This window comes from Ktedonobacter sp. SOSP1-85, from assembly GCF_016587415.1.
In the GTDB taxonomy this organism is placed as follows: Bacteria; Chloroflexota; Ktedonobacteria; order Ktedonobacterales; family Ktedonobacteraceae; genus Ktedonobacter.
Genome location: NZ_BNJI01000001.1, coordinates 2,798,951 through 2,821,568, shown reverse-complemented (window position 1 = coordinate 2,821,568; position 22,618 = coordinate 2,798,951). Strand labels below are relative to the sequence as shown.

The 22,618-nt window shown below is 54.3% G+C and carries 18 protein-coding genes; 8 read left to right on the top strand and 10 right to left on the bottom strand.

The annotated features are described in order from the left end of the window. Window positions 1–38: 38 nt before the first annotated feature. From KTE_RS11760 to KTE_RS11745, 4 genes are all read left to right on the top strand, one after another. Window positions 39–455, top strand: a complete 417-nt coding sequence (locus KTE_RS11760) for a VOC family protein (RefSeq protein WP_201381226.1) — start codon at window positions 39–41, stop codon at window positions 453–455. A gap of 446 nt (window positions 456–901) precedes the next feature. Further along, entirely contained in the window at window positions 902–2,227 is a 1,326-nt protein-coding gene (gene iscB, locus KTE_RS11755; protein ID WP_201381224.1) for an RNA-guided endonuclease IscB, read from the top strand. Window positions 2,228–2,387: 160 nt separating this feature from the next. Continuing rightward, window positions 2,388–3,044: a PQQ-binding-like beta-propeller repeat protein gene (locus tag KTE_RS11750; RefSeq protein WP_201381222.1), complete on the top strand. Its 657-nt coding sequence runs from the start codon at window positions 2,388–2,390 to the stop codon at window positions 3,042–3,044. A gap of 93 nt (window positions 3,045–3,137) precedes the next feature. Continuing rightward, window positions 3,138–3,599 carry a hypothetical protein gene (locus KTE_RS11745; protein WP_374226772.1) on the top strand — a complete coding sequence of 154 codons (462 nt, stop codon included), beginning with the start codon at window positions 3,138–3,140 and terminating at the stop codon, window positions 3,597–3,599. Between the two features lie 75 nt (window positions 3,600–3,674). Here KTE_RS11745 and KTE_RS11740 read toward each other — a convergent pair whose 3' ends face one another. Together KTE_RS11740 and KTE_RS11735 are read right to left on the bottom strand one after the other, a co-directional pair. Further along, entirely contained in the window at window positions 3,675–4,055 is a 381-nt protein-coding gene (locus tag KTE_RS11740; RefSeq protein WP_201381220.1) for a hypothetical protein, read from the bottom strand. Window positions 4,056–4,584: 529 nt separating this feature from the next. Beyond that, window positions 4,585–6,288: a molybdopterin-dependent oxidoreductase gene (locus KTE_RS11735; RefSeq protein WP_201381217.1), complete on the bottom strand. Its 1,704-nt coding sequence runs from the start codon at window positions 6,286–6,288 to the stop codon at window positions 4,585–4,587. A gap of 369 nt (window positions 6,289–6,657) precedes the next feature. Between KTE_RS11735 and KTE_RS11730 the strand changes: the two genes are divergently transcribed. Continuing rightward, entirely contained in the window at window positions 6,658–7,326 is a 669-nt protein-coding gene (locus KTE_RS11730; RefSeq protein ID WP_307811985.1) for a class I SAM-dependent methyltransferase, read from the top strand. Window positions 7,327–7,427: 101 nt separating this feature from the next. Here KTE_RS11730 and KTE_RS11725 read toward each other — a convergent pair whose 3' ends face one another. Next, window positions 7,428–8,582 carry a DUF5667 domain-containing protein gene (locus tag KTE_RS11725; protein WP_201381213.1) on the bottom strand — a complete coding sequence of 385 codons (1,155 nt, stop codon included), beginning with the start codon at window positions 8,580–8,582 and terminating at the stop codon, window positions 7,428–7,430. 2 nt (window positions 8,583–8,584) lie between these two features. Continuing rightward, complete coding sequence (locus KTE_RS11720; RefSeq protein ID WP_236600371.1) at window positions 8,585–9,241, bottom strand: RNA polymerase sigma factor; 657 nt, start codon at window positions 9,239–9,241, stop codon at window positions 8,585–8,587. Window positions 9,242–9,613: 372 nt separating this feature from the next. Here KTE_RS11720 and KTE_RS11715 point away from each other — a divergent pair, with 372 nt between their 5' ends. Beyond that, complete coding sequence (locus tag KTE_RS11715; protein ID WP_201381209.1) at window positions 9,614–10,264, top strand: hypothetical protein; 651 nt, start codon at window positions 9,614–9,616, stop codon at window positions 10,262–10,264. An 80-nt stretch (window positions 10,265–10,344) separates the two neighbouring features. Here KTE_RS11715 and KTE_RS11710 read toward each other — a convergent pair whose 3' ends face one another. The 3 genes from KTE_RS11710 to KTE_RS11700 all read right to left on the bottom strand — a co-directional run bounded on the left by KTE_RS11710 (window position 10,345) and on the right by KTE_RS11700 (window position 14,957). Continuing rightward, a complete protein-coding gene (locus KTE_RS11710) occupies window positions 10,345–11,181 on the bottom strand; it encodes a GNAT family N-acetyltransferase (RefSeq protein ID WP_201381207.1) in 837 nt (278 codons plus the stop codon). Next, window positions 11,182–13,056: an ABC transporter ATP-binding protein gene (locus tag KTE_RS11705; protein ID WP_201381205.1), complete on the bottom strand. Its 1,875-nt coding sequence runs from the start codon at window positions 13,054–13,056 to the stop codon at window positions 11,182–11,184. A gap of 110 nt (window positions 13,057–13,166) precedes the next feature. Then, complete coding sequence (locus KTE_RS11700) at window positions 13,167–14,957, bottom strand: ABC transporter ATP-binding protein (RefSeq protein WP_201381190.1); 1,791 nt, start codon at window positions 14,955–14,957, stop codon at window positions 13,167–13,169. Between the two features lie 629 nt (window positions 14,958–15,586). On the opposite strand from KTE_RS11700, the gene KTE_RS11695 reads away from it, so the two are divergent. Both KTE_RS11695 and KTE_RS11690 read left to right on the top strand, forming a co-directional pair. After that, a complete protein-coding gene (locus KTE_RS11695; protein WP_201381188.1) occupies window positions 15,587–16,597 on the top strand; it encodes a YafY family protein in 1,011 nt (336 codons plus the stop codon). 267 nt (window positions 16,598–16,864) lie between these two features. Then, the gene (locus tag KTE_RS11690) at window positions 16,865–18,295 is read left to right on the top strand and encodes a DUF512 domain-containing protein (RefSeq protein ID WP_201381186.1); all 1,431 of its coding nucleotides are present in this window, start codon (window positions 16,865–16,867) and stop codon (window positions 18,293–18,295) included. Between the two features lie 80 nt (window positions 18,296–18,375). Here KTE_RS11690 and KTE_RS11685 read toward each other — a convergent pair whose 3' ends face one another. The 3 genes from KTE_RS11685 to KTE_RS11675 all read right to left on the bottom strand — a co-directional run bounded on the left by KTE_RS11685 (window position 18,376) and on the right by KTE_RS11675 (window position 22,464). Continuing rightward, window positions 18,376–19,035, bottom strand: a complete 660-nt coding sequence (locus KTE_RS11685; protein WP_201381184.1) for an SOS response-associated peptidase — start codon at window positions 19,033–19,035, stop codon at window positions 18,376–18,378. Window positions 19,036–19,167: 132 nt separating this feature from the next. Next, complete coding sequence (locus tag KTE_RS11680) at window positions 19,168–20,394, bottom strand: YafY family protein (RefSeq protein ID WP_201381181.1); 1,227 nt, start codon at window positions 20,392–20,394, stop codon at window positions 19,168–19,170. A 309-nt stretch (window positions 20,395–20,703) separates the two neighbouring features. Beyond that, complete coding sequence (locus KTE_RS11675) at window positions 20,704–22,464, bottom strand: ABC transporter substrate-binding protein (RefSeq protein WP_201381179.1); 1,761 nt, start codon at window positions 22,462–22,464, stop codon at window positions 20,704–20,706. Window positions 22,465–22,618: the final 154 nt, after the last annotated feature.

Here is a 22,618-nt window from a genome sequence, read left to right as displayed (position 1 = left end):
AGTCGCTTTGTAATGTAAGCACTACATCAGGAGGAACTATGCAGACCAAACTTAACCCATACCTTAGCTTTAAAGACAACGCTCGCGAAGCCATGGAATTTTACAAAACTATCTTTGGTGGCAATCTGACGATGAGTACTTTCAAAGAATTCCATGCCTCGCAAGATTCAAGCGAAGACAACCTGATTATGCATTCTGTGTTGGAGGCCGATAACGGCATTACTTTTATGGCTTCCGACACCCCCAGCCATATGGAATATAAACCCGGAACAAACTACACTATGTCGCTCAGCGGCGACAATGAGGCGGAGCTAAGAACCTATTTTGAGAAGCTTTCGGCCGGTGGCAATATTACCATGCGGCTTGAGCATGCCCCATGGGGCGACACCTTCGGCTCATTGACCGATAAGTTCGGCGTACCATGGCTCGTGAACATCGCGGGTCAAAAAGCGTAGCGTCTCAGCTCAGGCAAACACTATGCGTGTTATATACAACCAGTGATTGACAGCAGCGAGGAGGCCCGGGATACCAGGCCTCCGCTGCAGTTGAGGAATATTTTGCCAGCTCAGCTGCTCTTTGAGGCTCACATAGCGTCATGTACCCCCGCATCGAATGCGGGGGCTTGCGAGGGGCGCTCGCGCCGTTTGCAGGCCCGAGACATGAGCAGACTCAGCCAGGGGAGGAGCACGCTCCTCCCATCGGGCTCCGTTGCAAGCGAATGCGGCACCGCCGATGTCCATAGGCACGTTCAGGTGCTTCACCAGCCTGAACCTCTGCGGGAAAGCGTTAAAAGGTGTAGAGGGTGAAGCCGGTGCGCTTTCCAACAAACCGCTTGCACACATTGTCGAGGTGAGCATTACCCGCGTAAGCGGAGGCCCGCAAGGGCAAAAAGGAAGGAACCATGTCCAATGTCTTTGTTCTCGATACCATGAAACGGCCGCTGGCCCCGGTCCATCCGGGAAGGGCCCGCCTGCTGCTCAAGGCCGGAAAAGCAGCCGTCTATCGGACCTCTCCCTTTACCATCATCCTCACGCGGGAGGTCGAGCATCCTGCCCCCGCACCACTGCGGCTCAAGATCGATCCGGGAGCCCGCACCACCGGGTTGGCGCTGGTAGACGACGCGGGCGGGGAGGTCGTCTGGGCGGCCGAACTCACCCATCGGGGAGCTGCGATCAAAAAAGCCCTGGACACCCGCCGGACTGTGCGTCGGGGGCGCCGATCCCGCAAGACTCGCTATCGCGCCGCGCGCTTTGCCAACCGGAGGCGCAGCGCCGGCTGGCTGCCCCCCTCGCTCCTCTCGCGGGTGGAGAACATCCTCACCTGGGTGGCGCGGATCAGCGGGGTCGCGCACGTGAGCGCGCTCTCCCAGGAACTGGTGCGCTTCGACCTGCAGAAGCTGGAGCACCCGGACATCTCCGGCATCGAGTATCAGCAAGGGACGCTTTTCGGCAATGAAGTGCGGGAGTACTGCCTGGAGAAATGGGGAAGGGCATGTGCGTACTGCGGGGTAACGGGTGTCCCACTCCAATTGGAACACATCCTTGCGCGTGCCAAGGGGGGCAGCCAGCGGGTCTCCAACCTCACCCTGGCGTGTGAAGCCTGCAACCTGGCAAAAGGCACCCAGGATATTCGAGACTTCCTCGCTCATGATCCTGGGCGCCTGGAGCGCATCTTGAAGCAGACCAAGGCGCCTCTCAAAGATCCGACGGCTGTCAACGCGACGCGATGGCGCTTGTTTGAGCGGCTCAAAGCCACCGGACTCCCGCTGGAAACCGGCTCTGGGGGCCTGACCAAATATAATAGGATCAAACGTGCCCTCCCCAAGACGCATTGGCTCGACGCGGCAGTTGTAGGAGCCTCCACGCCGGAGCGTCTGTGCGCGGCGGACGTCGTGCCCCTGCTCGTGCAAGCAACGGGGCGGGGGCATCGACGGCTGTGCAACGTCAATAAACAGGGGTTCCCGGTCAGCCATCGCAAGCGGCACAAGCGCTACTTTGGGTATCAAACGGGGGACCTGGTGCGAGCCGTTGTCCCCGAGCGCTTTGCCTGCCGGGGAACCCATGTGGGGCGTGTGACGGTGAAAGCTAGCGGCTACTTTACCATCACGACGGCGCACGGCAAGGTCACCGATGTGCCTCACCGCTTTTGCCGGCTGATCGGCCGTAGCACTGGCTACGCCTACCAGATCGGGACACGGCACGCTGCCCCATCCCCGACCAGCCCATAAGGAGCGGCCACCGTGCCCCCTCTGGGGGTTCCTCCCCGGCTTGCAAAGACCGGGACTCCCTGGCCCGTACTTCTGTGGGGCAGTTGCGCACTACCGCTGGACGAAAGACCTCTGAGAAGCGCAGCACGGAGCTATTGACCGTGCCCTTATAGCGCTTGGCGTGTTCTACCACGCGGTTCTGGTGGTGGTGGTCCTGGCTGGAGGAGCTTTCCTCCTATTCTCAGATCGTAGTCAGAACGGTCCAGATAGCAGTGTTGTTGGCGGACAAGTGCCTTCAAATGCCAATGTGCTCTTTACCAGCCCAGAAATTCCCGGCCAGGTGAAGAAGGCAAACATCTACGCGGTGAACGCGCAGAATGGTTCGGTTTACTGGAAAGCTACGCTCAAGACTAAGTTGACGACCAGCGAACTGGTTCCGCACGAGGGTACACTCTTCGCACCGGGCTATGATGGTAATCTGTATGCGTTGAGCGCGAAGACGGGCCAGGTTCTCTGGAAATACTCGGTCAAGAATGATCCGGCGCCAGGACAAACTCCTGGGACAGATAATGTTCCCAGCTCACCCATTGCCGATGGTGACACAGTCTACTTTGGCGCAGGTAGCGGTTTCTATGCCGTAAATATCCGTGATGGAAAGCTCCTCTGGCATGTGAAGACACCCACGAGTTGCAAACCGCCCGTTGTGAGCCAGCAGGGCAACTCAACGGCTGTAGAGGCAGGACCTACCTGCCCTAATGTATTGGATGTGGTTGCCAATGGTAGGGTCTATGGCTTCTTCGACGGTCTGTATGCCTTTGATGCCAGCGATGGCAAATAGCTCTGGCGTGATCCGCAGCCACAATTTAGAGGCTCTAGTAGTGTTGTAGTCTCGGGGAAGTACGTCTATGCTATTGCTGGCTACCAGCTCCATGTGCTCAATGCCACGGATGGCAAAAAGGTGAACGCACCTGCGCTTTCCAGTTTGGGTCAGGGATTTGGTTTGTTAGAGGCAAATGGAGTCGTGTACTACTGCAGCGACACCCAACTTACCGCAATTCGCGGCACAGCAGTGCTCTGGAAGCAGAAATACAGCAATGCCGCAACCATCGCTTTCAGCCAGGAGACACTTTTTGTAGTGACAATGTTTCCTCTGGAGTCTGCCAGTAAAACATTTGGTACCTACTTCTATGCCCTGGATGCCAGCACAGGAAAAATCAAGTGGCACTGGGGGGAGAAATCTTCCAATGGAACTTCCTGGGGACCTGGTTACCCTACTTCGCTGGATGGCAAGCTCTACTTCTTCTTTTCAGATGATAGTCGGGGCGCGAACTCAGCTTACGGTCTCTGGATCTTGCATGATGGCAAGCGTGACTTCTATCCTTTGCAGGATTAGAGTAGTAAAAGAAGAGGTGGAGCCCTGCCTGCGCCAAGCAGGGCTTCACCCCTTCTTTTATTCCTTCTAGGATGGTTAGCGTATACGCAACTCGTTGCGCGTGCGAAGCCGTGGCTTCGGGGCCTCGTGTTCGCGCTGTTGCAGTTCTAAGACGAGCTGCGTCACCGTAGCGGTTGTGGTCAATTCGGCTGGCTGGTGCTCGGCTTCCCGCGGCTCACTCGTCGCGGAGGGGAGGAAGCTTACAGCGGCCTCTCGGACCTGTGAGGACGCGACTGGCTTTTGTATTTCTCGTGTTGTTTCTGTTCCTGGCGTTTGCATTGCCTGTTCCATTAACAGCGTGCCACAAACACCGCACATCCCATGGCTTGCCTTATACAGTTTTGGCAGCGGCAAAAGGGAGACCCGCTCGCCCGCGCTATCAATCAAGCGCAGGCACCATGCACACTGTCGTACCATAAATCCACACTATCCTTTCCCTCACGGTGCAAACGATACATAGCGACATAGTATGTCTCTGGTACTTGGGTGGGAACAGGACCGGTGAAGATCCGCCTCTGTGTATCGTCTTGCTGGTTTCAAAAATCAGTCAATGTCGTCCGTTGACTACCGTGTAACATCCTCCTTGTTATAATACCTTCCACAGAAAGTAATTTTCATCCTTTGTCTGAGAATTTGTACATATAGATATGCGGCATTTCGTATATTATCTCCCCTTTTCTACATACCTTCATCCCCACCACCACCTTTTCTTTGTAATGGTTGCTCGATTTTGTCTTTTAGATGTAGTGCAGGTGTCCCACATGTCGTTGTCCTCTGACCTACTGTCGCGGTGCGTAGCACTCAGACGCCAAGGAATAAGACAAAGGTAAGACAAGGCAAGATATTGATGGTTGCCTATTTTTCCCTACATCTTAAACAACGAATGGCAGGCGAAAAAGTTGCAATTAATTTAATGTAATGCATCTTCATACACCTTTCGCCTGCATTAACGAACTGTAATGGAAATGGTGTGATAGCCCGATGAACCTGCGGGTGCAGGCGAGGCAATGGCCGGGTCCTGGACGTTGCCCTCCAGATCGATTGCTCGCGCTACGACCGAGTACTGTCCCGCTTTAGGGGTCCAGGAAAGCTCCCATAAGACCCAGGTGATCTGCGAGAATGGTTTCTTCAGGGTTGCTCGCTGCCAGTTCGCACCGCCATCCAGGCTCACATCGACCTGGCTGATGCCTTTATTTCCCGAGAAGGCGACGCCGGCAATATAGCTGATTCGACCAGCTGTGAGTGTTGCTCCGGTCAGTGGCGTATCGATACGCGTGGTCATACGCACTGGGGCGGCATCGTCCCAGCCGCGATTCTGCCAGTAACCTTGAAAGTCGTAGTTGACGACCTCAATGCCTGTGATCCACTTCACGTGTTTCATGCCATAGATGCCAGGAACCAGGAGGCGAGCCGGGAAGCCATGCTGCTGCGGAAGGGTCTGCCCATTCATGCGCACGGCGACGAGGGTTGTCGGCTCCAGGGCCTTGCTCAGGTGAATGCTGTCACTATAATCATCCGCCGCGTGCAGGACGACCTTGGTCGCGCCCTCTTTAACGCCTGCACGCTCCAGCAGTGTGGAGAGTGGGAAGCCTTCCCAGAGGGCGTTTCCCATATAGGGGCCGCCAACCTCGTTGCTGATGCACATCAGCGACTCATATTGCTGCCTGGTTGGAACCTGGAGGATCTCGTCATAGTTGAGTGTGTAGGGTGCGCGTACCTGTCCCTTGACCTCCATATGCCAACCTCTGGCGTCGACTGTAGGATCGGAGACCAGGTTTTTGGAGACGGTATAGAACTGGTCGTTACGGGTAAGCTCTGGCGAGAGATTCTGCGCGGGCTGAAGCGTGCCATAGTTAGGTGTAGGTGGTGGCACGATTTTACGCTTGAAGTTCTGCGTAATGTGCGCAACATTCGTGCCCGCGCTTCCAAGTCCATTGGAGATAAAGCGCCATGCCAGGTAACCCATGACGCCTACGCCCAGCACCAGGCCACCGCTACGCAGGACATCGCGGCGCGTCTGACGAGAGCGCTCGCGAGCCGCCTGCGCGCCCAGCGCCTCGCGAGCCACCTGCTCGCGTACGCTAAACAGATTGCGGAGCAGGACGTAGAGCAGGCCATAGACCAGGCCAACCACGCCCATACTCCACATGCTGCCGCTAAGGCCGCTGGTTGTGTTCGCGCCAAAGAGCCCACTGCCAAAGAGAGGGAGCAGAAGTAAACCGCTGAACAGCCAGAGCAGAAGCGCCAGGAGGAGTCCAGCGCTCCATCTCATGGTTGTACTCTTGCCATCCGGGCGTGGATGCGCGATACTAGAATGCCCGCTTGCCTGGTTAAAGAGACCGCCTGCGAGACCGAAGGCCGCGCACTGCCCCACCACAACGATGGCGACGAGAACATGTTTGGCATCGTCGCCAATCAACTGGTGCAGGAAGGCGAAGAGGGGCGCAGGCATAAGTTGGGTAATCCAACTGCCCATCTCTTCGGGCAGCGAGACGCCATGAAATTCGATATTGAGCAGGAGCATGATGCCGGTGGCAAGAATACCTGCGGCAAGTCCCGCTAAGAAGCCATTGGCAAAAAGCTCCTGGCGCGCCTGCGCTTCTGGCGGTGGCGTCTGCTCGGGTTGGGTCGGTGGTTGTGTCGTTTGCACGGTGATGCCTCTGTCTGTAAGAAAATAGAAAAGTTCCTGATTGAATCAGATTGTTCTTAGATTCACACGTTGTCTACGAGCTTCTTTTACAGAGATGATGGACATGTAGTAATCGTATCATTACGGGGAACTTTGTGTAGCCTTGAGCCTATGGCTGTGCGTACTATAAATGCTATCTTATCAATCTGCTGGCTTTGTGCCTGAAAGGAGGCCCACCATGATGGGCAGGGATTCGACGGATCTGACGCTGGAGATGCTTAACGAAGAGGTACGCATGATTTGGGATGCTAACGCACCCTTCTGGGCGAGCTACATGGGCGCTGAGGGGAATAGTTTTCATCGCTTACTGGTTGCCCCATCTGCTGAACGATTGCTAGCTTTACAAACTGGGGAGGAGGTATTGGAGCTTGCCTGCGGGGGGGTCTTTTTGTCAAACAGATGGCACGCCTGGGAGCCAGAGTGGTCGCCACAGACTTCAGCTCGGTTTTTCTGGAGCTTGCGCGGGAGCGCGTCGCCGAGTTCGAGGACCAAGTCCAGTTTGCGCAGGTGGATGCCACGCATGAAGAAGAGATTGTCGCCCTGGGTGAGCAGCGTTTTGATGCCGCGGTCTGCAATATGGGCATCATGGACATGGCGGAGATTGATCCCTTGATGCGCGGTCTGGCGCAGGTGCTCAAGCCTGGAGGGCGCTTCGTATTTACGATTATGCACCCCTGTTTCAATTCATCACATGTAACGATGGGGGTTGAAACCAGGGACGAGAGTGGCGAGGTCATCACGGAGCGCTTCCTGAAGAAAACAAAGTATTTATATATGGAGCCTGAGAAGGGCACGGGCATCGTGGGCCAACCTCTCCCTCAGTACTATTTTCATCGCCCGTTACATAAACTTCTTGGAAGTGCCTTCCGCGTGGGCTTTACCATGGATGGCATCGAGGAGCCAGCCTTTGGCGGAATCGAGGAACCAAAGGCGCGGGTACATTGGCCAGATTTCCATGAGTTTCCCCCTGTGCTGGCGGTGCGTTTACGCCTGGCATAGAAATAGCGAGAGAGGTGCGGAACTTTCCCGCACCTCTCCTCGCTTGAGAAAGAAAGCCGTTACGCTCGCTCACTGGTACTATGGATGATTAGCGTCTTCCTTTAGTGATGAGGTGTGGGCTCTACTCCTGGCTTTCCATTGCCTGTATTTTGATTGCCTGATCCATGATCGTGCGTATTGTTCCCATTGCCGTTGTTTCCCAAGCCTTTGTTATTAGGCCCTGGTGTATTGGCCTTGCCATTCCCGTTATCGGGAGATGCCGTGGTGATCATAATCGTTCCCGTGCGTACTAGTGTAGCGTCCGGGTTGGATAAGTATATAGTCTTGATCGACCGTTCAGTTTTCCACTCGACGAGGAACACATACGTGCCCTGTTGTATGCTTCCCGTCGCATTGACGGGTTGATTATTGATCCAGAGCCGTGCTCCTGACTGAAAATGAGCTCCAGAAAGTATAATTGTTACCTGACCATGAGATGATGGCGAGAGAATAACCGTGGCGCTTTGTAGATGGGTGACCTGTTCGCCCAGGTGCTCCAGTGCCTCGGTTGTTGCTAGTTGCGCTGTTGTTTTCAAAGCAGGTAATAGATTGTGAAGTGTCTGGCGAACATTGGTTTGAGTCGTCGCGAGTTCTTGAGACAAACGGGTGTGATCTTTGCCTGGTGGAATGGCGCCAACGGATTGTGTAGCTGTGGTGAGCTGCTGTTCAAGCGCTGTGAGTTCGTTAAGATAGACATCCTGTTGCGAGGCGGCTGCCGCGCTTTTCAAGGCCGTCAGGTGATCTCGCACAATGCGCAGATGTAGTTCGGCTTGATCTGCTGGTGAGTTTATGAGCGTCATTTGTACTTGCTGGATCCAACTCTTGACGCCATAAAGAGGGGTGTTGGGTGTAGCTGTCTGGGCGGCGAGCGCGACTCCTGCCGTTCCTAGCACAAGGCAGAGCAATATTGCAGCTAGGGCCAGGGGTGCGCTGAGTGGCTGGAGAAAGCGGAACTGCCACCAGAAACCAGCGGGACGTTTTTGCTGGCTTGTATATGCATGTGCGCGCAGGCGTGTCTCTAAACGACGTGCGAACTCAGGATCTGGCTGAATGGCGGGATGTGTACGTACGCGCTGGGCCAGCTTGACCAGTTCGTCAACCTCAGTCTCTTGACCGAAGAAGACAGGAGGTGGCATGGATCCAGGCGCCTTGGCTGAGTGCCCTTTATACATGTGCTCCTCTAGACGCGTATTGAGGAGTTCTGATAGTGGTTTCATTTTTATCTCTCCTGTTTCTGCGATGTGCGTCGCGAGATTGGTCTGGCACGTCTGGATTTCTGCTTTACAGGTTTCGTGGGATGAAGGAGGCGCTGGAGACTCTGGAGCGCGCGGAACTGTAGCGCTTTGACTGCATTCTCTTTCTTGCCAAGCATCCTGGCAACCGTGGCGACATCATAGCCAAGCAGTAAACGACTAACAAGCACCTGCCGTTGCTCCTCAGTCAGTGCATTCATCGCCTGAACCACACTTTGCCATTCATCCCGTATTTCAGCGATATGAACTGGATCATCATCAGCATAGTGTGTCGCCAATATATCTTCTTCGCTTGTTGGCCGTATTGGGGTCAAAGATACTAGTAGTGGCTGCTTCTCCCGACCACGGTAGTAGCCAGCGACAGTTAGCTGCGCAATGCGTAGGAGCCAGGCCGCAAAGCCAGCCTCATCATTAGTCCTGACCTTATGGATGCCTTCCACCATCTTTAAGAAGACTTCAGAGGTAAGATCTTCTGCCAGAGAACGCTCAGGCATTCGGGCTGCTATATAGCCAAATATGCCAGGAAGAAATTGACGATAGAGCGCGCCAAGCGCCTCACCATCTCCTTGCCTTGCCTGGTTGAGGAGGTGATCAAATGGATGAGGATGTTCTTGTTGAGGCAAGGGCTCACTCTCCGATGGTCGGGGCCAGGAAAACATATATAATCCTCTCAACTCCACAAAATAATATGTGTTGTCTCCTCTTAATTAGTTGTATTTTTCTTCTTTCTAGTTACGGCATCATAAGCCGAACTTTTAGGGATGCCGATTACATTTCATCACCAGGGCCGTAACCAAACTCAAGTAAAAGACAACTATAGTAACGAGAGATGCGAGACAGTACGCATACTCAATGGCAATACGTAAAGGCCTTATTTTTTCTTAGCATTTGCTCGAGATAAGCGCATTTGAAGAGACAGAGCGGGGGAACTCTCCTCGTAAAATGTTGCCTATCTTTCCCCATAAAAGATTATTTATGAAGGGAAATGTTCGTATATGAGTCTCGGAAGTACGATTGTAACAGCCATCAAAGGAAAAATTGTTGTCACGGCACTGGTTAGCCTGGCCGTCGTTGGTGGTGGTACTGCGGCGTTAGCAGCCAGCCCAGCGGGACAGAATTTTGCCAAATCCATTGCCATTCCTGCGCATACCGCTACCCCTGACAAGCAGGATGGCAAAGACCAGAATGCTAAGAATGGTGCTACTCAGGGCAAGCAGTCGAACGATCACAAAAATGGCTGTCCTGGACTCGCAGAAGCGCAGAACCTGGCCAAGAAGTTTTCCCTGAGCACTGATAGCAAGGGCGCGACTATCCAACTTATCTGCTCGTTGCATGATGGTACATATAAAGGCCTCGATCATCCCCTCGGGTTTGGCGAGATTGAAGATCTGCTAACCTACGCTCAGTACCTGGCGGGACATGACAAGAGCGCTACAAACGCGAAGCTCACGGACGAGACACTGAGCAACTATGTCGCGAACGCCTTGAAAACCTGCAATAACGGCTCTATTACTGCCTGTGTGAAGGCGAACATGTCAGCTACTCAGGGCAAAGACGGAAACAACAATGGTAGCAGCAATGGCACTGACCATAGCAAGAGTGGAACTACGGGGAAACCAACAATAACTCCAACTCCCCATCACTAGTGGTGTAAGGCCCACTGATTTTGTATCCCCCTATCAGCCGTTCGCGGCTGGTAGGGGGATATTTTTTGTGCAAACGAGGGTTAACCTGCTTGCCAGGTGCTTGCGGGGAGAAAGTAGAACTCAAAGGTACAGAGCTCATCAAAGCCGAGGCGGCGGTAGATGGGAAGCCCCATCTTTGATGATTGCAGGGTGGCGTAGCGGTAGCCCCTGGCGTAGGCGCTACGCAGGGCGGCCAGCGTTACAGCTCGTCCGATACCGCGTCCCCGTTCCTCGGGCAGAGTGCAGACGTTATAGATTCCAGCCAAGCCCCCGCCGGGGCTAAGCAGTGAGGTGCCAACCACGCGCCCCTTGCATAGCGCACTGTAGGGGCGATAGTGCTCCGATTGGCGATAGCCCTGGCGCTGTAATATATCGAGCAAGAGGGTTGTGATAAATGGCGGGAAACTGCTTCCCTCCGAGAGGGTATATATCCATTGCTCCATCTCAGCGGCATTTTCCACCACTTTGATCGTGATCCCCACTGGTGGAGCTTCGTCGAGAGGGAGGTTCCGTAGATCAACGGCCATGCCGGGTAGGCGTTCATCCAGTGCCAGTCCGTGCTTGAGCAGGTGTTTCCCCAGATTGTCTGGCGTCGTCGAGGGAAAGGTTAGCCACGCCATCGGCAGATCTCGCTCGCGAAAAGGCGCCAGCAGGCGTTCAATCTGGGCGTCCAGACCCTCGGTCGAGAGCTGGGCGCGGATGATGCCATTAAACATAGAGAGTTGGGTTCCAGAGAGAAACCAGTCAACCTCTGGTGTAGAGTGGATCTGGCAGCCGAGCACGCGGCCCCAGAGGGCCGCGGTCTCCTGAACATTTGCCTCCATGGCACGCACGAGGTCTTCGCGTGTGCCAGAGCCAGATGTAAAGATCTGCGCCATTTAACGCACCTCTTCGGGTTGAGGCGTGGTTGCCTGGTCTATCTCATCCAGAACTGAAGCATGTATTGTCACAAAGCCCTCGCCCGGCTTATAGTCCGGCGATTGGTGGCGGAAGTAGGTATTGTACAGGTGAGCGTAGTGTCCCCCCTGGCGCATCAGGTGCTCATGATTGCCCTCTTCGACGATGCGACCACGGTTGAGCACGATAATACGGTCGGCCTGTTTGATGGTCGATAGTCGGTGTGCGATCAGGATGGCGGTGCGGTCCTTGAGGAGAATGTCCAGACCCTCCTGAATCTGAGACTCCGTCAGGGGATCAACGCTGGCGGTGGCCTCGTCGAGGATCAGGATGGCGGGATCTTGCAAGAGCACGCGTGCCAGGGCCACAAGCTGACGCTGGCCCATGGAGAGCGCCTTACCCTCTTCGCCGACCTGCGTCTCCAATCCCTCGGGTAGCGCTTCGATCCAATCGCCATCGCCGATCTGGCGCGCTATCTGGAGTACCTCGGCGCCGCTGGCCTCAGGCTGCGCGTAGCGAATGTTCTCCGCGACAGTGCCTGAGAAGAGGAAGGGTACCTGGGGCACGATGCCCAGGCGGCGGCGATAATCGTGCAGATCGAAGCTGCGAATATCACGCTTATCGATAAGCAACTTGCCACCCTGGTATTCATAGAAGCGCGCCACCAGCTTGGCGATGCTGGATTTGCCCGCGCCAGTGTGGCCGACGAAGGCGACCGTCTCGCCAGCCTGGATCCTCAGGTTAAAGTCAGGTAGCACCGTCTGGCGGTCATCATAGCTAAAGAACATGTCCTGGAACTCGATCTCGCCCTTAAGGGCTGGCACCGTTTCGTTACCCGTCTGGTGTACGCGAGGCTCTGCGTCGAGCAGAGCGAAGACACGCTCACTGGCGGAGAGGCCAAGCTGAAACTGGCTCCAGAAGGAGGCGATGCTGGTCACCGGGAACCAGAGTGAGGCGATGCCCTGTACAAAGAGAAACCAGTCGCCAGCAGTGATACTGTGGTTGAGGACGTTATGCCCACCAAAGTAGATCACCAGGGTTGAACCCAGGTTTGCGATAGCGACCAGGACGGGGAAGACCCCGTTATAGAGGATGCCAGAACGTACATCGACGTGAAAGGCCTGGGTGTTGACCTCCTTGAACTCGTTGTACATGTTCTGTTCCTGGCGGAAGTTCTTGGCGACGATGATGCCGCTGACCGCCTCCTGGACATTCGAGTTCACGCGTCCCATGGAGCGCTGTGAGCGCTGGGTCGCGGTGCGTGCCAGGTAGCGAAAGCCCAGGGCTACCAACATGATTGCGGGCAGAATCGTAAAGGCGATCAACGCAAGCTGCCAGTTGCGGAAGAAGAGGATGATCGCGATCAGGATGAAGAGCAAGAACTGGCTGAGCAGGTTGACGGTCAGGGTCACCACCGTGGCAAATTTATCCGTATCGGAGGTGACGCGGCTGACGATCTTGCCCGACGAGAACTCGTCGAAGAACGACATATCGCGATCCATCACCGCGTTAAAGGCGTCCTTGCGCAGTTGCAGCACGACATCTCCAACTGAGATGGCGGTGAGCCATTGGCGCAGCATATTGAAGACCCAGGAGAGGACGCCCGAAACCAGGAGCAGCGCCGCCAGCCAGATCGCTGTTTGCATTGCCTTATTCGATACCAGGGTATCGATACCATTGGAGACGAGCAGAGGGAAGGCGGTGTCCATTAGCGTCTTGAGCACGACCAGAATGCTGACAACGACCACCACTCCCAACTTTGGTTTAAAGTAGCCTGCGATGCGCTTGATAAGCTGACCATCGGTATATGTTCGATCATAGGCCTCGGCGTCCAGGCCATCCATAAGAAAACCCATTGTTCGCTCTCTTTCCTCTCACTTCTTATGCGGAAACCAACGTTGCTCTCGCGACTAGCGCTTCCCTCATTCGGGGACACGCGCGCTCAGGTTTCCGAAGAGGCACTCAACTATTCGCCACTGGCCAGAACAGCCTCCGGCGCCGCTACGTTCTCATAGTGTGAGAAGATGCGCTGGTAGGTGCGGCAGCGCTGCATCAACTCCTCGTGTGTACCCTGATCGATGACCTCGCCATTGCGCACAACGAGCACTTTATCCGCCCAGCGAATCTGTGAGATACGATGGGTGATAAGGAGGGTGGTGCGATTCTGGAGTACACGCTTGATCGCCTTCTGAATCTCATCCTCAGTGGCGCTATCGATGGCGCTGGTTGAGTCGTCGAGGATGAGGATACGTGGATCCGTGAGGAGGGCGCGCGCGATCGCCAGGCGCTGGCGCTGGCCGCCTGAAAGCATGACGCCACGTTCGCCGATAACGGTCTCGTATCCCTCTTTAAAGCTCATGATAAAGTCATGGGCCTGGGCATCTCTGGCCGCCTGCTCGATAGTGCTGGCATCGGCTTGTTGGCCCATGCCATAGGCAATATTGTCGGCGATTGAGCGCGAGAAGAGGAAGATGTCTTGTTCAATGGTCGAGATCTGTGAGCGGAGCGCATCCATATTCCAATCGCGAACATCCTGCCCATCAATAAGCACACGTCCACTGCTGACATCATAGATGCGGTTGACCAGCTTGGTGATGGTGCTTTTGCCCGAGCCGGTCTGGCCCACAATGGCGATGGTCTGTCCGGATTTGGCCTGGAAGGAGACATTCTTCAGGATGGGTGTCTCGCCATAGCCGAAGGAGACGTTCTCGAAGACGATATTGCCCTGGATCTCGGCCTTGTAGCCATCCTCGTTCTCGTCGATCTCTGTCTCCTCTTTCATCATATCGAGGACACGCCGTGAGCCAGCGACTCCCAGTTGGACCAGGGTAAAGCTCCAGGTCGACATATCTGTGACGAAGCGCAGGTTCGTGGCCAGGCCAATGAACGTGACCAGTTGGCCAATGGTGATCTGATGTTGCAGGAGCAAAAACAGGCCATGCAGGAAACAGAAGGCTAGCGCGATACCCAGCAGAAGCGTTGGCAGGTACTGACCCTGGATGATGCCGTTCTTGACGAAGAAGTCGCGATAGCGAGAGGCATTCTTTGTGAACTTCTCTTTCTCCTGCTCCTCCTGCGAGGTGGCTTTGATGACCTCGATGCCGGTAACCGCCTCATTCAAGATGGCGTTGGTTACGCCAAACTGCTCGCGCATCTCTCGCGAGACAGGGTTGAGGCGCCGCGAGTAGAGGCGCAGTGTCAACAGAAAAACCACCAGGTAGAGCAGTGGCACCAGCAAGAGCTGGATATTCAAGATGCCGATAAAGATCATGATTGCCAACAGGCTTGAGAAGGAGTCGTAAATGATATCGAAGCCAGGCGAAACCATGTCGCTGATCTGCGACATATCATTGGTTGCACGCGCCATGATATCACCGACGCGCTGTCGATTATGGAACGACTGGCTCTTGCCTAAGAGACTGACATAGAGCTCCTCGCGTGCATCACGGGCGAGACTCTTGGCAATGATCTCAATCATGAAACGTGCGCCAAAGTCGATCAGGCCACAGCAAATGACCAGGGCCAACATCTTGAGCGCGATAATGCCAACCTGTGCGCCATCTCCCTTGAGGACAGCATCAAAGGCATTACCGGTCAGCACACGGGTCCCCGAGAAGGCAAAGTTGGTGATTAGGGCCAGCACCATATACAGCAAGACGCGAAATTTATAGCGGAACAAATGCGAGATAATCCAGCGCGCAGGGCTGGCGCGGTTAAATGTATATTCATTAGAGACGGTAAACTCGCGTTTGGACAAGGGGTACCTCCGACGAGCTAGGATAAAACAGACTACAAATACTGCCTCTTAGGAAACCTGAGCGCGGAGCGCTAGCCACCCCCATTCGGGGGCACGGCGGCCTGGCGTTGGTTTCCGCATGAGATCTTGCTTCTTATGCGGTCGTGCATTGAAGTATACAGATGAGAATGAGGTATAGGCATGTATATGTCTATAAATACACGCGGCATCTCCCTTCCACACAAAACAGCCTACAAAGGATGTCTTCCTTCTATCTATACATTCTCCTGGCCACAGATATACGCTGATGAGTATACCATGAAGCACTGCTCGCTTGTCTATGCCCTATTGGACAGTTTCTCTCAAAACATCGCCTTCATAGTATAAGCCGGAAAACCTGCCATCTTCTGTCAGGTAAGCTATGTATCTAATAGCGCGCCTCACAAAGCCAGTACACCCCCATTCTTTCTCCTCCTGTTTCTTTTTGTCGTGCCTCAAACTGGTAAGACGGTAGGTGACGCTGCGGCCCGACGCTGCTAAAGCACGCGTCGGGCTTTATTCTTGCCACCTTCTGTCAGGAATATAGGGTAATATAGAGATGAGCAAATGTTTTGGCGAAGCCTGATGGCTTTGTTTGAAGGAGGAGTAGTATGCGTGCTGAGCGCTTGATCTCGATTTTGATGTTGTTGCAGACGCGGCGGCATGTAACTGCACGCGAGCTTGCAGAGCGCCTGGAGGTCTCAGAGCGTACCGTCTATCGCGATGTTGAGGCTCTGAGCGCGGCAGGCATCCCGATCTATACCGAGCGTGGTCCAGGAGGCGGCTGTAAGTTGACAGATGGCTATCGAAGCAATCTGACAGGACTCAATGAGAATGAACTACGCTCGCTGCTGGTCCCTGGCTTTAGTCCAGCACTTCCAGAGGGGAAGGGCGAGAAGGCGCGAGACGCCGCATTGCTAAAGGTGCTGGCCGCCTTGCCTGCTGTGCAGCGACGAAGCATCGAGCATGCACGCGAGCGGCTCTTCTTTGATCCACGACCCTGGTTTGTGGGCGAGGCCATTACGCCATTTCTCCCTCTGCTACGTGAGGCGGTCTGGCATGATCGCTATGTGCGCCTCTTTTATCATAAACCCAGTGCCGAGGTCGTCGAACGCCTGGTAGAGCCGCTGGGGCTCGTCTCCAAGGCAGGGATCTGGTATCTGGTGGGACGTAACAAACAGCAGATGCGCGTCTATCGCCTCTCGCGTGTGCGAGATGTAGTGGTACAGGAGGAGACATTTGAGCGACCGCTCGATTTTGACCTGGAACGCTACTGGACGGGGTGGAGTGCAAACTTCCAGGAGAGTATCGCTACCTATAGCGTGACAGTGCGTGTCGCGCCAGCGTTTCTACCAATTTTGCCTATGATCATGGGCGAGTCGGTGCGTCAATTGATTCGTGAGGCGGGACCCGGCGATGAAGAGGGGCGCATCACGCTGACTCTGCGCTTCGAATCCAAAGAGACGACTTGTAGCTTTATTCTGGGCTTTATCTACCGGCAAGAGGTAACCCCTGGCTCGTCAACCTTTGTACCAGGCATAGAGATTCTGGACCCACCAGAGATGCGCCAGGCCGTGCTAGAATGCGCCCGCAAGGTCGTAGCTCTCTACAATGTCGAATAAAATGGCAAACTGCATTGTTTGTGAGAGAGGGGACGCGGTACTATGGCGTGATAGAGTGTCCTGTGCATTTGACGTGAGAAGGCCCGCGGTTTATAATCTTGCGGATAGCATTCCTTTTTCTTTGCGTGAGCTTATGTACGACGCTCTCTACCATTCGTACAGCTTTTGTAGCGTTTTTCGTAGAGCCAGCACAGGTTCTCTCCCAATCGAGCGAAGATGTAGCAGGAGTAGTAAATTTTCTTCCCCCACAGGTTTCGAGGTTAAATAATGCCAAAACTATATGGATGGGTGCGTGAGGTAGTGCCCGAGAGCCCGGCTGACCACGCAGGGTTGCAGCCAGGCGATCTCATAAAAACAATCAATGGTCATCTTATTCGCGATCTCGTCGACTATCGTTTCTATGTGGCCGAGGAAGAGCTGCTCATTGGTTACGAGCGCCAGCAGGATGAGCGCTCAGTAGCGGTTGCCAAGCGTGCGGATGAGAATCTGGGTGTTCTCTTCGGTGAAGAGCCGGCCCCTTTTATTCGCCAGTGCGCCAATAAGTGTGTATTTTGTTTTATTAAGGGGCTGCCTGAGCGTTTCGCGCCTCAGCCGGGCCTCGAACATGGAATGCGCTCTTCTCTCTATATCAAGGATGACGACTACCGCTATTCCTTCCTCTTTGGAAACTTCATCACGCTCACTAATCTGAAAGAGCTTGATTGGCAGCGCCTGGACGAGCAGAAGCTCACGCCGCTCTACGTCTCGGTGCACTGCACCAATCCCGAACTACGGCGCAAGATGGTCGACGGCCCGCGCGCGGGCGAGATCATTGAGCATATCAAGCGCTTGGGTGATATGGGCCTGACCTGTCATACCCAGCTCGTGCTGTGTCCCCCGATCAATGATGGCGAGGAGCTGGAGCGCAGCATTCAGGAGCTGACCGCGCTGCGCCCAATTGTGGAATCCATTTCAGCGGTGCCGGTGGGCCTGACCAAATATAATAATATGATTCAGCCAACCGGCGATCTACCGGCGTTGCGCCCCTACACGCGCGAGGAGGCGGAGGTGGTGATTGACCAGGTAGAGGCGCATCAGCGGCGCTTTGCCGCGGAGAATCCCGATGGCGATCCCTTTGTCTTTCTCTCGGATGAGTGGTACTACATCACGGGCCGCGAGTTCCCGCCCAGTGAGCACTATGGCCTTTTCTCACAGATTGAGAATGGCGTTGGCATGACCCGCTTCCTGATAGAGCAGTGGAACCGTACCAGGCGGCGCCTGCCTGTTGAGATGCCCGAGCCGCGTCCCAGGCGCATCACTCTCGTAACCGGTACAATGGCGCAGCCTGTGATCGAGGGCTTCGCGCAGGATATTCGTGAGCAGGTACAAGGTATCGAGGTAAACGTCGTTCCCGTCATCAACCAGTTCTTTGGCGCCCAGGTAACGGTCGCTGGCCTTCTATGTGGCCAGGATGTGCTGGAGACGCTTAAGGCCCAGGATGACCTCGGCGACCTGATCTTACTATCGCGCGTCATGCTGGACAACGATGGTACGCGCTTCCTGGACGATATCACGGTCGAGGAATTTAAAGCCCAATTGCCCACACGCGTAGAATTTGTGCGCAATGCCCAGGAGACGGTTGAGGCCATTCGTACGCTAGCTGGTCTGCCCGCCGCGACGCGCGGCCGCCAACTGGTACGCCTACAATCTCGCTTATAGAGGAATAAATAAAGTCGTAAAGGCACGCAACATCATGCACCGCACTAGCGAGGTGCATGATGTTGCGTGCCTTTACGACTTCAGGCGATCAGATCGGAGCTATCGTACTGGGGGCTATTGACACGCCGGGAGACCTCGCGTGCCTGCATCACCTCAGGGTCACATGGCTTGAGTAGTGGTAGTAAGATATTTGCATCATGCAAGCCTGGATCGAGCCATATCTCGCGTGCATCTGGCGGGAGAATCACTGGCATGCGCTCATGGATTGGCGCGACTAGATCGTTGGCATGCGTGGTGATAATAGTGCAGGTGCGCAATACTTCCCCATCAGCAGTCTTCCAGCTATCCCACAGGCCCGCGAAGGCGAATGGCTCATGCCCTTTGAGTGTGATGTACATTGGGACCTTGCCCCCGTCAACCTTCTGCCACTCATAGAAGCCATCGGCGGGAATGAGGCAGCGCCGTGAGTTGAGGAGGCGCTTAAAGCTTGGCTTCTCCGCCAACGTCTCGGCACGGGCATTGATCATACGTGAGCCAATGCTCGCATCCTTCGCCCACGAAGGAATCAGCCCCCAGCGTAGCAGGTCCAGGTGAGGCTCGCCGTCGTTCAAGACAGTGACGACATCCTGAGTCGGCGCAACGTTATAACGCGGCCCTGTTTGCAGAGATTTAGGTACTGGCGCCTGGAAAGCACGCGCCACGGCATTGCTATCAATTGTTAGAGTAAAACGACCACACATAGAGTCCTCCTCTTTCTTTTTCCCAAAGGGAAAGTTCTCTACTTTCTAGTGTATATCTTATTCTTTTTGCGGGCGTTACAGATGGTGATGAGCGGAGAGGGGAGAGGTTGGCGGGGGCAAGTGAGAAGATGCTTATGCGGCCTGGGGAGTCGAATGAAGTGGCCGTGAAACCGCTTTTTTTTCTTGCGTAATAAAAATCTTTTTTTCTTTTGCAGTGAGGGGAGAGGCGAAACCGTTTTTTTTGTTGGACCTCTCGGCTGGCTTTATATATGTGTGAATTATAGCGTTTTTTTCTTGTGCCTGCTCTGGGTTCTGGCTATTTGTTGAATTATTAGAAAGTGAGACTTTTTTTTGAGCGTTTCGCGCCCTGTCAAGAGACGGAATTGCTTTTTTTTGTTGGAGTGGGAGCCATGAGCCATCATGATGCTGGAGCGAGAGTCGAGACGCAGGTTGCGTATGCCTGCCCCTGGCGCTTTTTTTTGTTTGGCGAGGGGTTTTCGCTGATGTATGCAGGCTTTCAGCAGAGCCAGTATGAGCTTGATTGGTTGCTACCTCGTCGTTCTTCAGCAGGGTATAGCCCCATTCACCCAGGACATGCGGGAGATGACGTGCCTCATAAGGTGCGAGGTGTAGTGAACGTGCATAAAGCGGCATCTCTTCTTCCATCCCCTGACAGTAGGTGTGCCAGTAGTCTTCCAGATTGAAGTCCTGGGGATAGGTGAAAGGGAGATCCAGTATCTCAACACCTTGAAGGTTTGCTACGCCTAACACTGTCACTTCTGGCCTGTCCGCAAACTCTCCGATCAGGAACCAGGCGCCTGCCTTGGCGACAAGGCCATAGGGGGCGATGATATGTTCGCGATGTGTTCCGTTGGCGATACCGTAGCAGACAAAAAGTTGCTGCTCGCGATAAAGAGCATCTCGGATCAGGGGCAAATGTTGTTCACCATGCCGCTCGCTGGCGAACCAGGCTTTATGATCCAGGTGAACGCGTTGGCGTGCCTGCTCGGCCTGTTCACGCCTGGATTCTGGGAGTGCGGTGAGTAGTTTGAGCATGGCTTCATTGAGGGGTTGTTCCAGGCCCAGGTCAGCGACAGGCTTGCCACCGAGAGTGGTAAAGAGGGCCTGAATTTCTGCGGGCGTGAGACCAGTCAGGTTGGTCTGGTAGCCGCCAAGCAGTTCGCAGCCGCCACCATGTCCGCGCTCGGTATACACCGGGATGCCCGCGATGCTCAGCGCCTCCAGGTCGCGATAGATGGTGCGTTCCGAGACCTCCAGGCGCTCCGACAGGTCCCGCGCCGTCATACGCCCCTTCGTCTGGAGCAGCATCAGGATCGTGAGTAAGCGATCCGCGCGCATAAAAATAGACCTCCATGTGTTTCTACTATGGTTGGTCAAACAGCATAACAAGTATACCATGCAAAATGACAAATTTCTATGCCTTTGAGTATGTCTCAAGGTTTTTAAGAGTCACTCTTTCTCTTGTGTCTCGGCTCGCAAGCTCGCCTCAGGGTAGGTGGTAGGGGCATGTGGCGCGAGCATTCGCTCGCGCCACATGCCCCTACCACCTACCCCAGATCGCCATAGGCGTGAAGGCTCTCTAAAAAGGCAAGAGAGCGGAGGCATATGACTTGTATGCCCCCGCTCTCTCTCCATTACTGTAAGAGCTTAGAGTGAGCTATTGAGTGTGCAGGGCGTTTGTGTTGAGATGTAGAGGTTGGCCCAGTGGTCGCCAACGGGAAGGCCCTGTGCGGTAGGGGAGAGGCCCTCAACGCAGGGTTTGACGACTGTGGGGTTATAGGCCTGGTAGATTGGGAGCCAGGCTACCTCGTCTACCAGAATCTGTTCGGCCTGCTGATATTGTTTAATGCGTTCCGTATTGTCAATGTTACCATCAGCCTGTTGCATCAGGTCAATTGCCTGTTGCTGGCGTGAGGCACTTTTCACCTGAGTGTTCAGGCCAAAGTTTTCGCTATTGTAGGACGAGTTCTTATCGAAGAGCAGGGTTAACCAGTTCTGTGGATCTGGATAGTCCGAGCCCCAGCGAATAAACCACATCTGCATGCCATTGGGATTGCCGTGAGTCTCATCGTTGCGCTTGAGGAGCGAAGGATAATCCATGCCCTCAAGTTTGATAGAGATACCCAGAACCTCTTGCCATGTCTGCTGGGCCGCTGTAAGCATATTACGATCATCTACAGGCCAGGCCGCATTGTAGTAGAGCGAGATGGTAGGGAAGTTTTTGACACTCAAACCCTCTTCTTGCAGCCCCTCATTAAACAACTGCTTCGCCTTGGTGCGGTCACCTTTAAGCGAGGTAACTCCTGCTGGCCCCGCCAGGTCTGGGTTATAGCTCGGGATGCCGCTGGGAACGATATGATTGGTCGGAATGACATTGTCTTTATAGATGCTATGCGCAATCTGTTCCTTATTCAAAGCCAGCGCCAGGGCCTGCCTCACCTTGATATTATTAAAGGGTTTGCTGTAGTAGTTCATGGTGAGGTAGTAGATGGATTGGGCTGGGACCGCGTGATACTGCTTGTCGGGGAGTTGACGCGCGCTTTCGACATTGGCCGAGGAGACATTCCCCCAGCTAACCTGCCCAGCCTGGTAGGCCCGGTAAACAGTGTCATTGCTCTGATAGAAGGGCATGACGACCTTCTTTAGTTGAACCTTAGAACCGTAGTAGTTCGGGTTAGGAGTAAACTCAAGGCCTCGGCCCTTGATATATTTAGAGTTGATAAAGGGACCCGCACCTGCTCCCTCGCTTAGATGATCCGTCCATTGATCCCCATATTTGTCGATTACCTTCTTGTTAACCACAAATGAGCTAATATAGGCAAGCGTATAGAGAAAATAGACCGCTCTCTTCTCAGTAACAATCTTTACCGTCGAGGGGTCGGGAGCAAAGAGCCCAACGTTGATCAGTGTGGGAATTTTCCCTGCATTGAAGTCTGCTCCGCCTTTGATCAGATTGAGGTAGATGGGGGCAGTCGTAGATTTGGTTTTGGGGTCGAGCGCGCGATTAATACTGTAGAGTACATCCTGCGCGGTAAGAGGGGAACCATCGCTGAATTTGAGATTTGGCCTTAGTTTAAATGTCCAGGTCAAACCATCATTAGCGACGCTATAAGATTCGGCCAGCTGCTTGATGAGCTTTTGATTCTCATCAACCTGTACCAGTCCTGTGAAGACCATGCTACTAGCGACCACAGAGGCGTTATCCTCGGCTGTGGCGGGATCAAATGTGGAGATATCTTTTCCTGAGATGGGGTAGACAAAGACTTGTTTATCGTCGGTAGCTTTCTGTGCAGAGCCACTTTGTGAGGTGCCTCCACACGCAGTCATCAGTATGGCGAATAGACAGACGATAAGCCCTATGGTGCGCAAACAATCCTGGCGCAGCCACCACGTTTGTTGGAGTCGCATCTTCAAACCTCCTTGTAGTAAACAAGCTTGCACTATTGTAATAACTACGTTCAGGTTTCGAGCGATTCTCACATCAAATGGCACACAAACGAAAATAAAAAATCAAAAATAAAAAGAATATGAAACAAAATTGATCAATAATGTCTTATCTTGA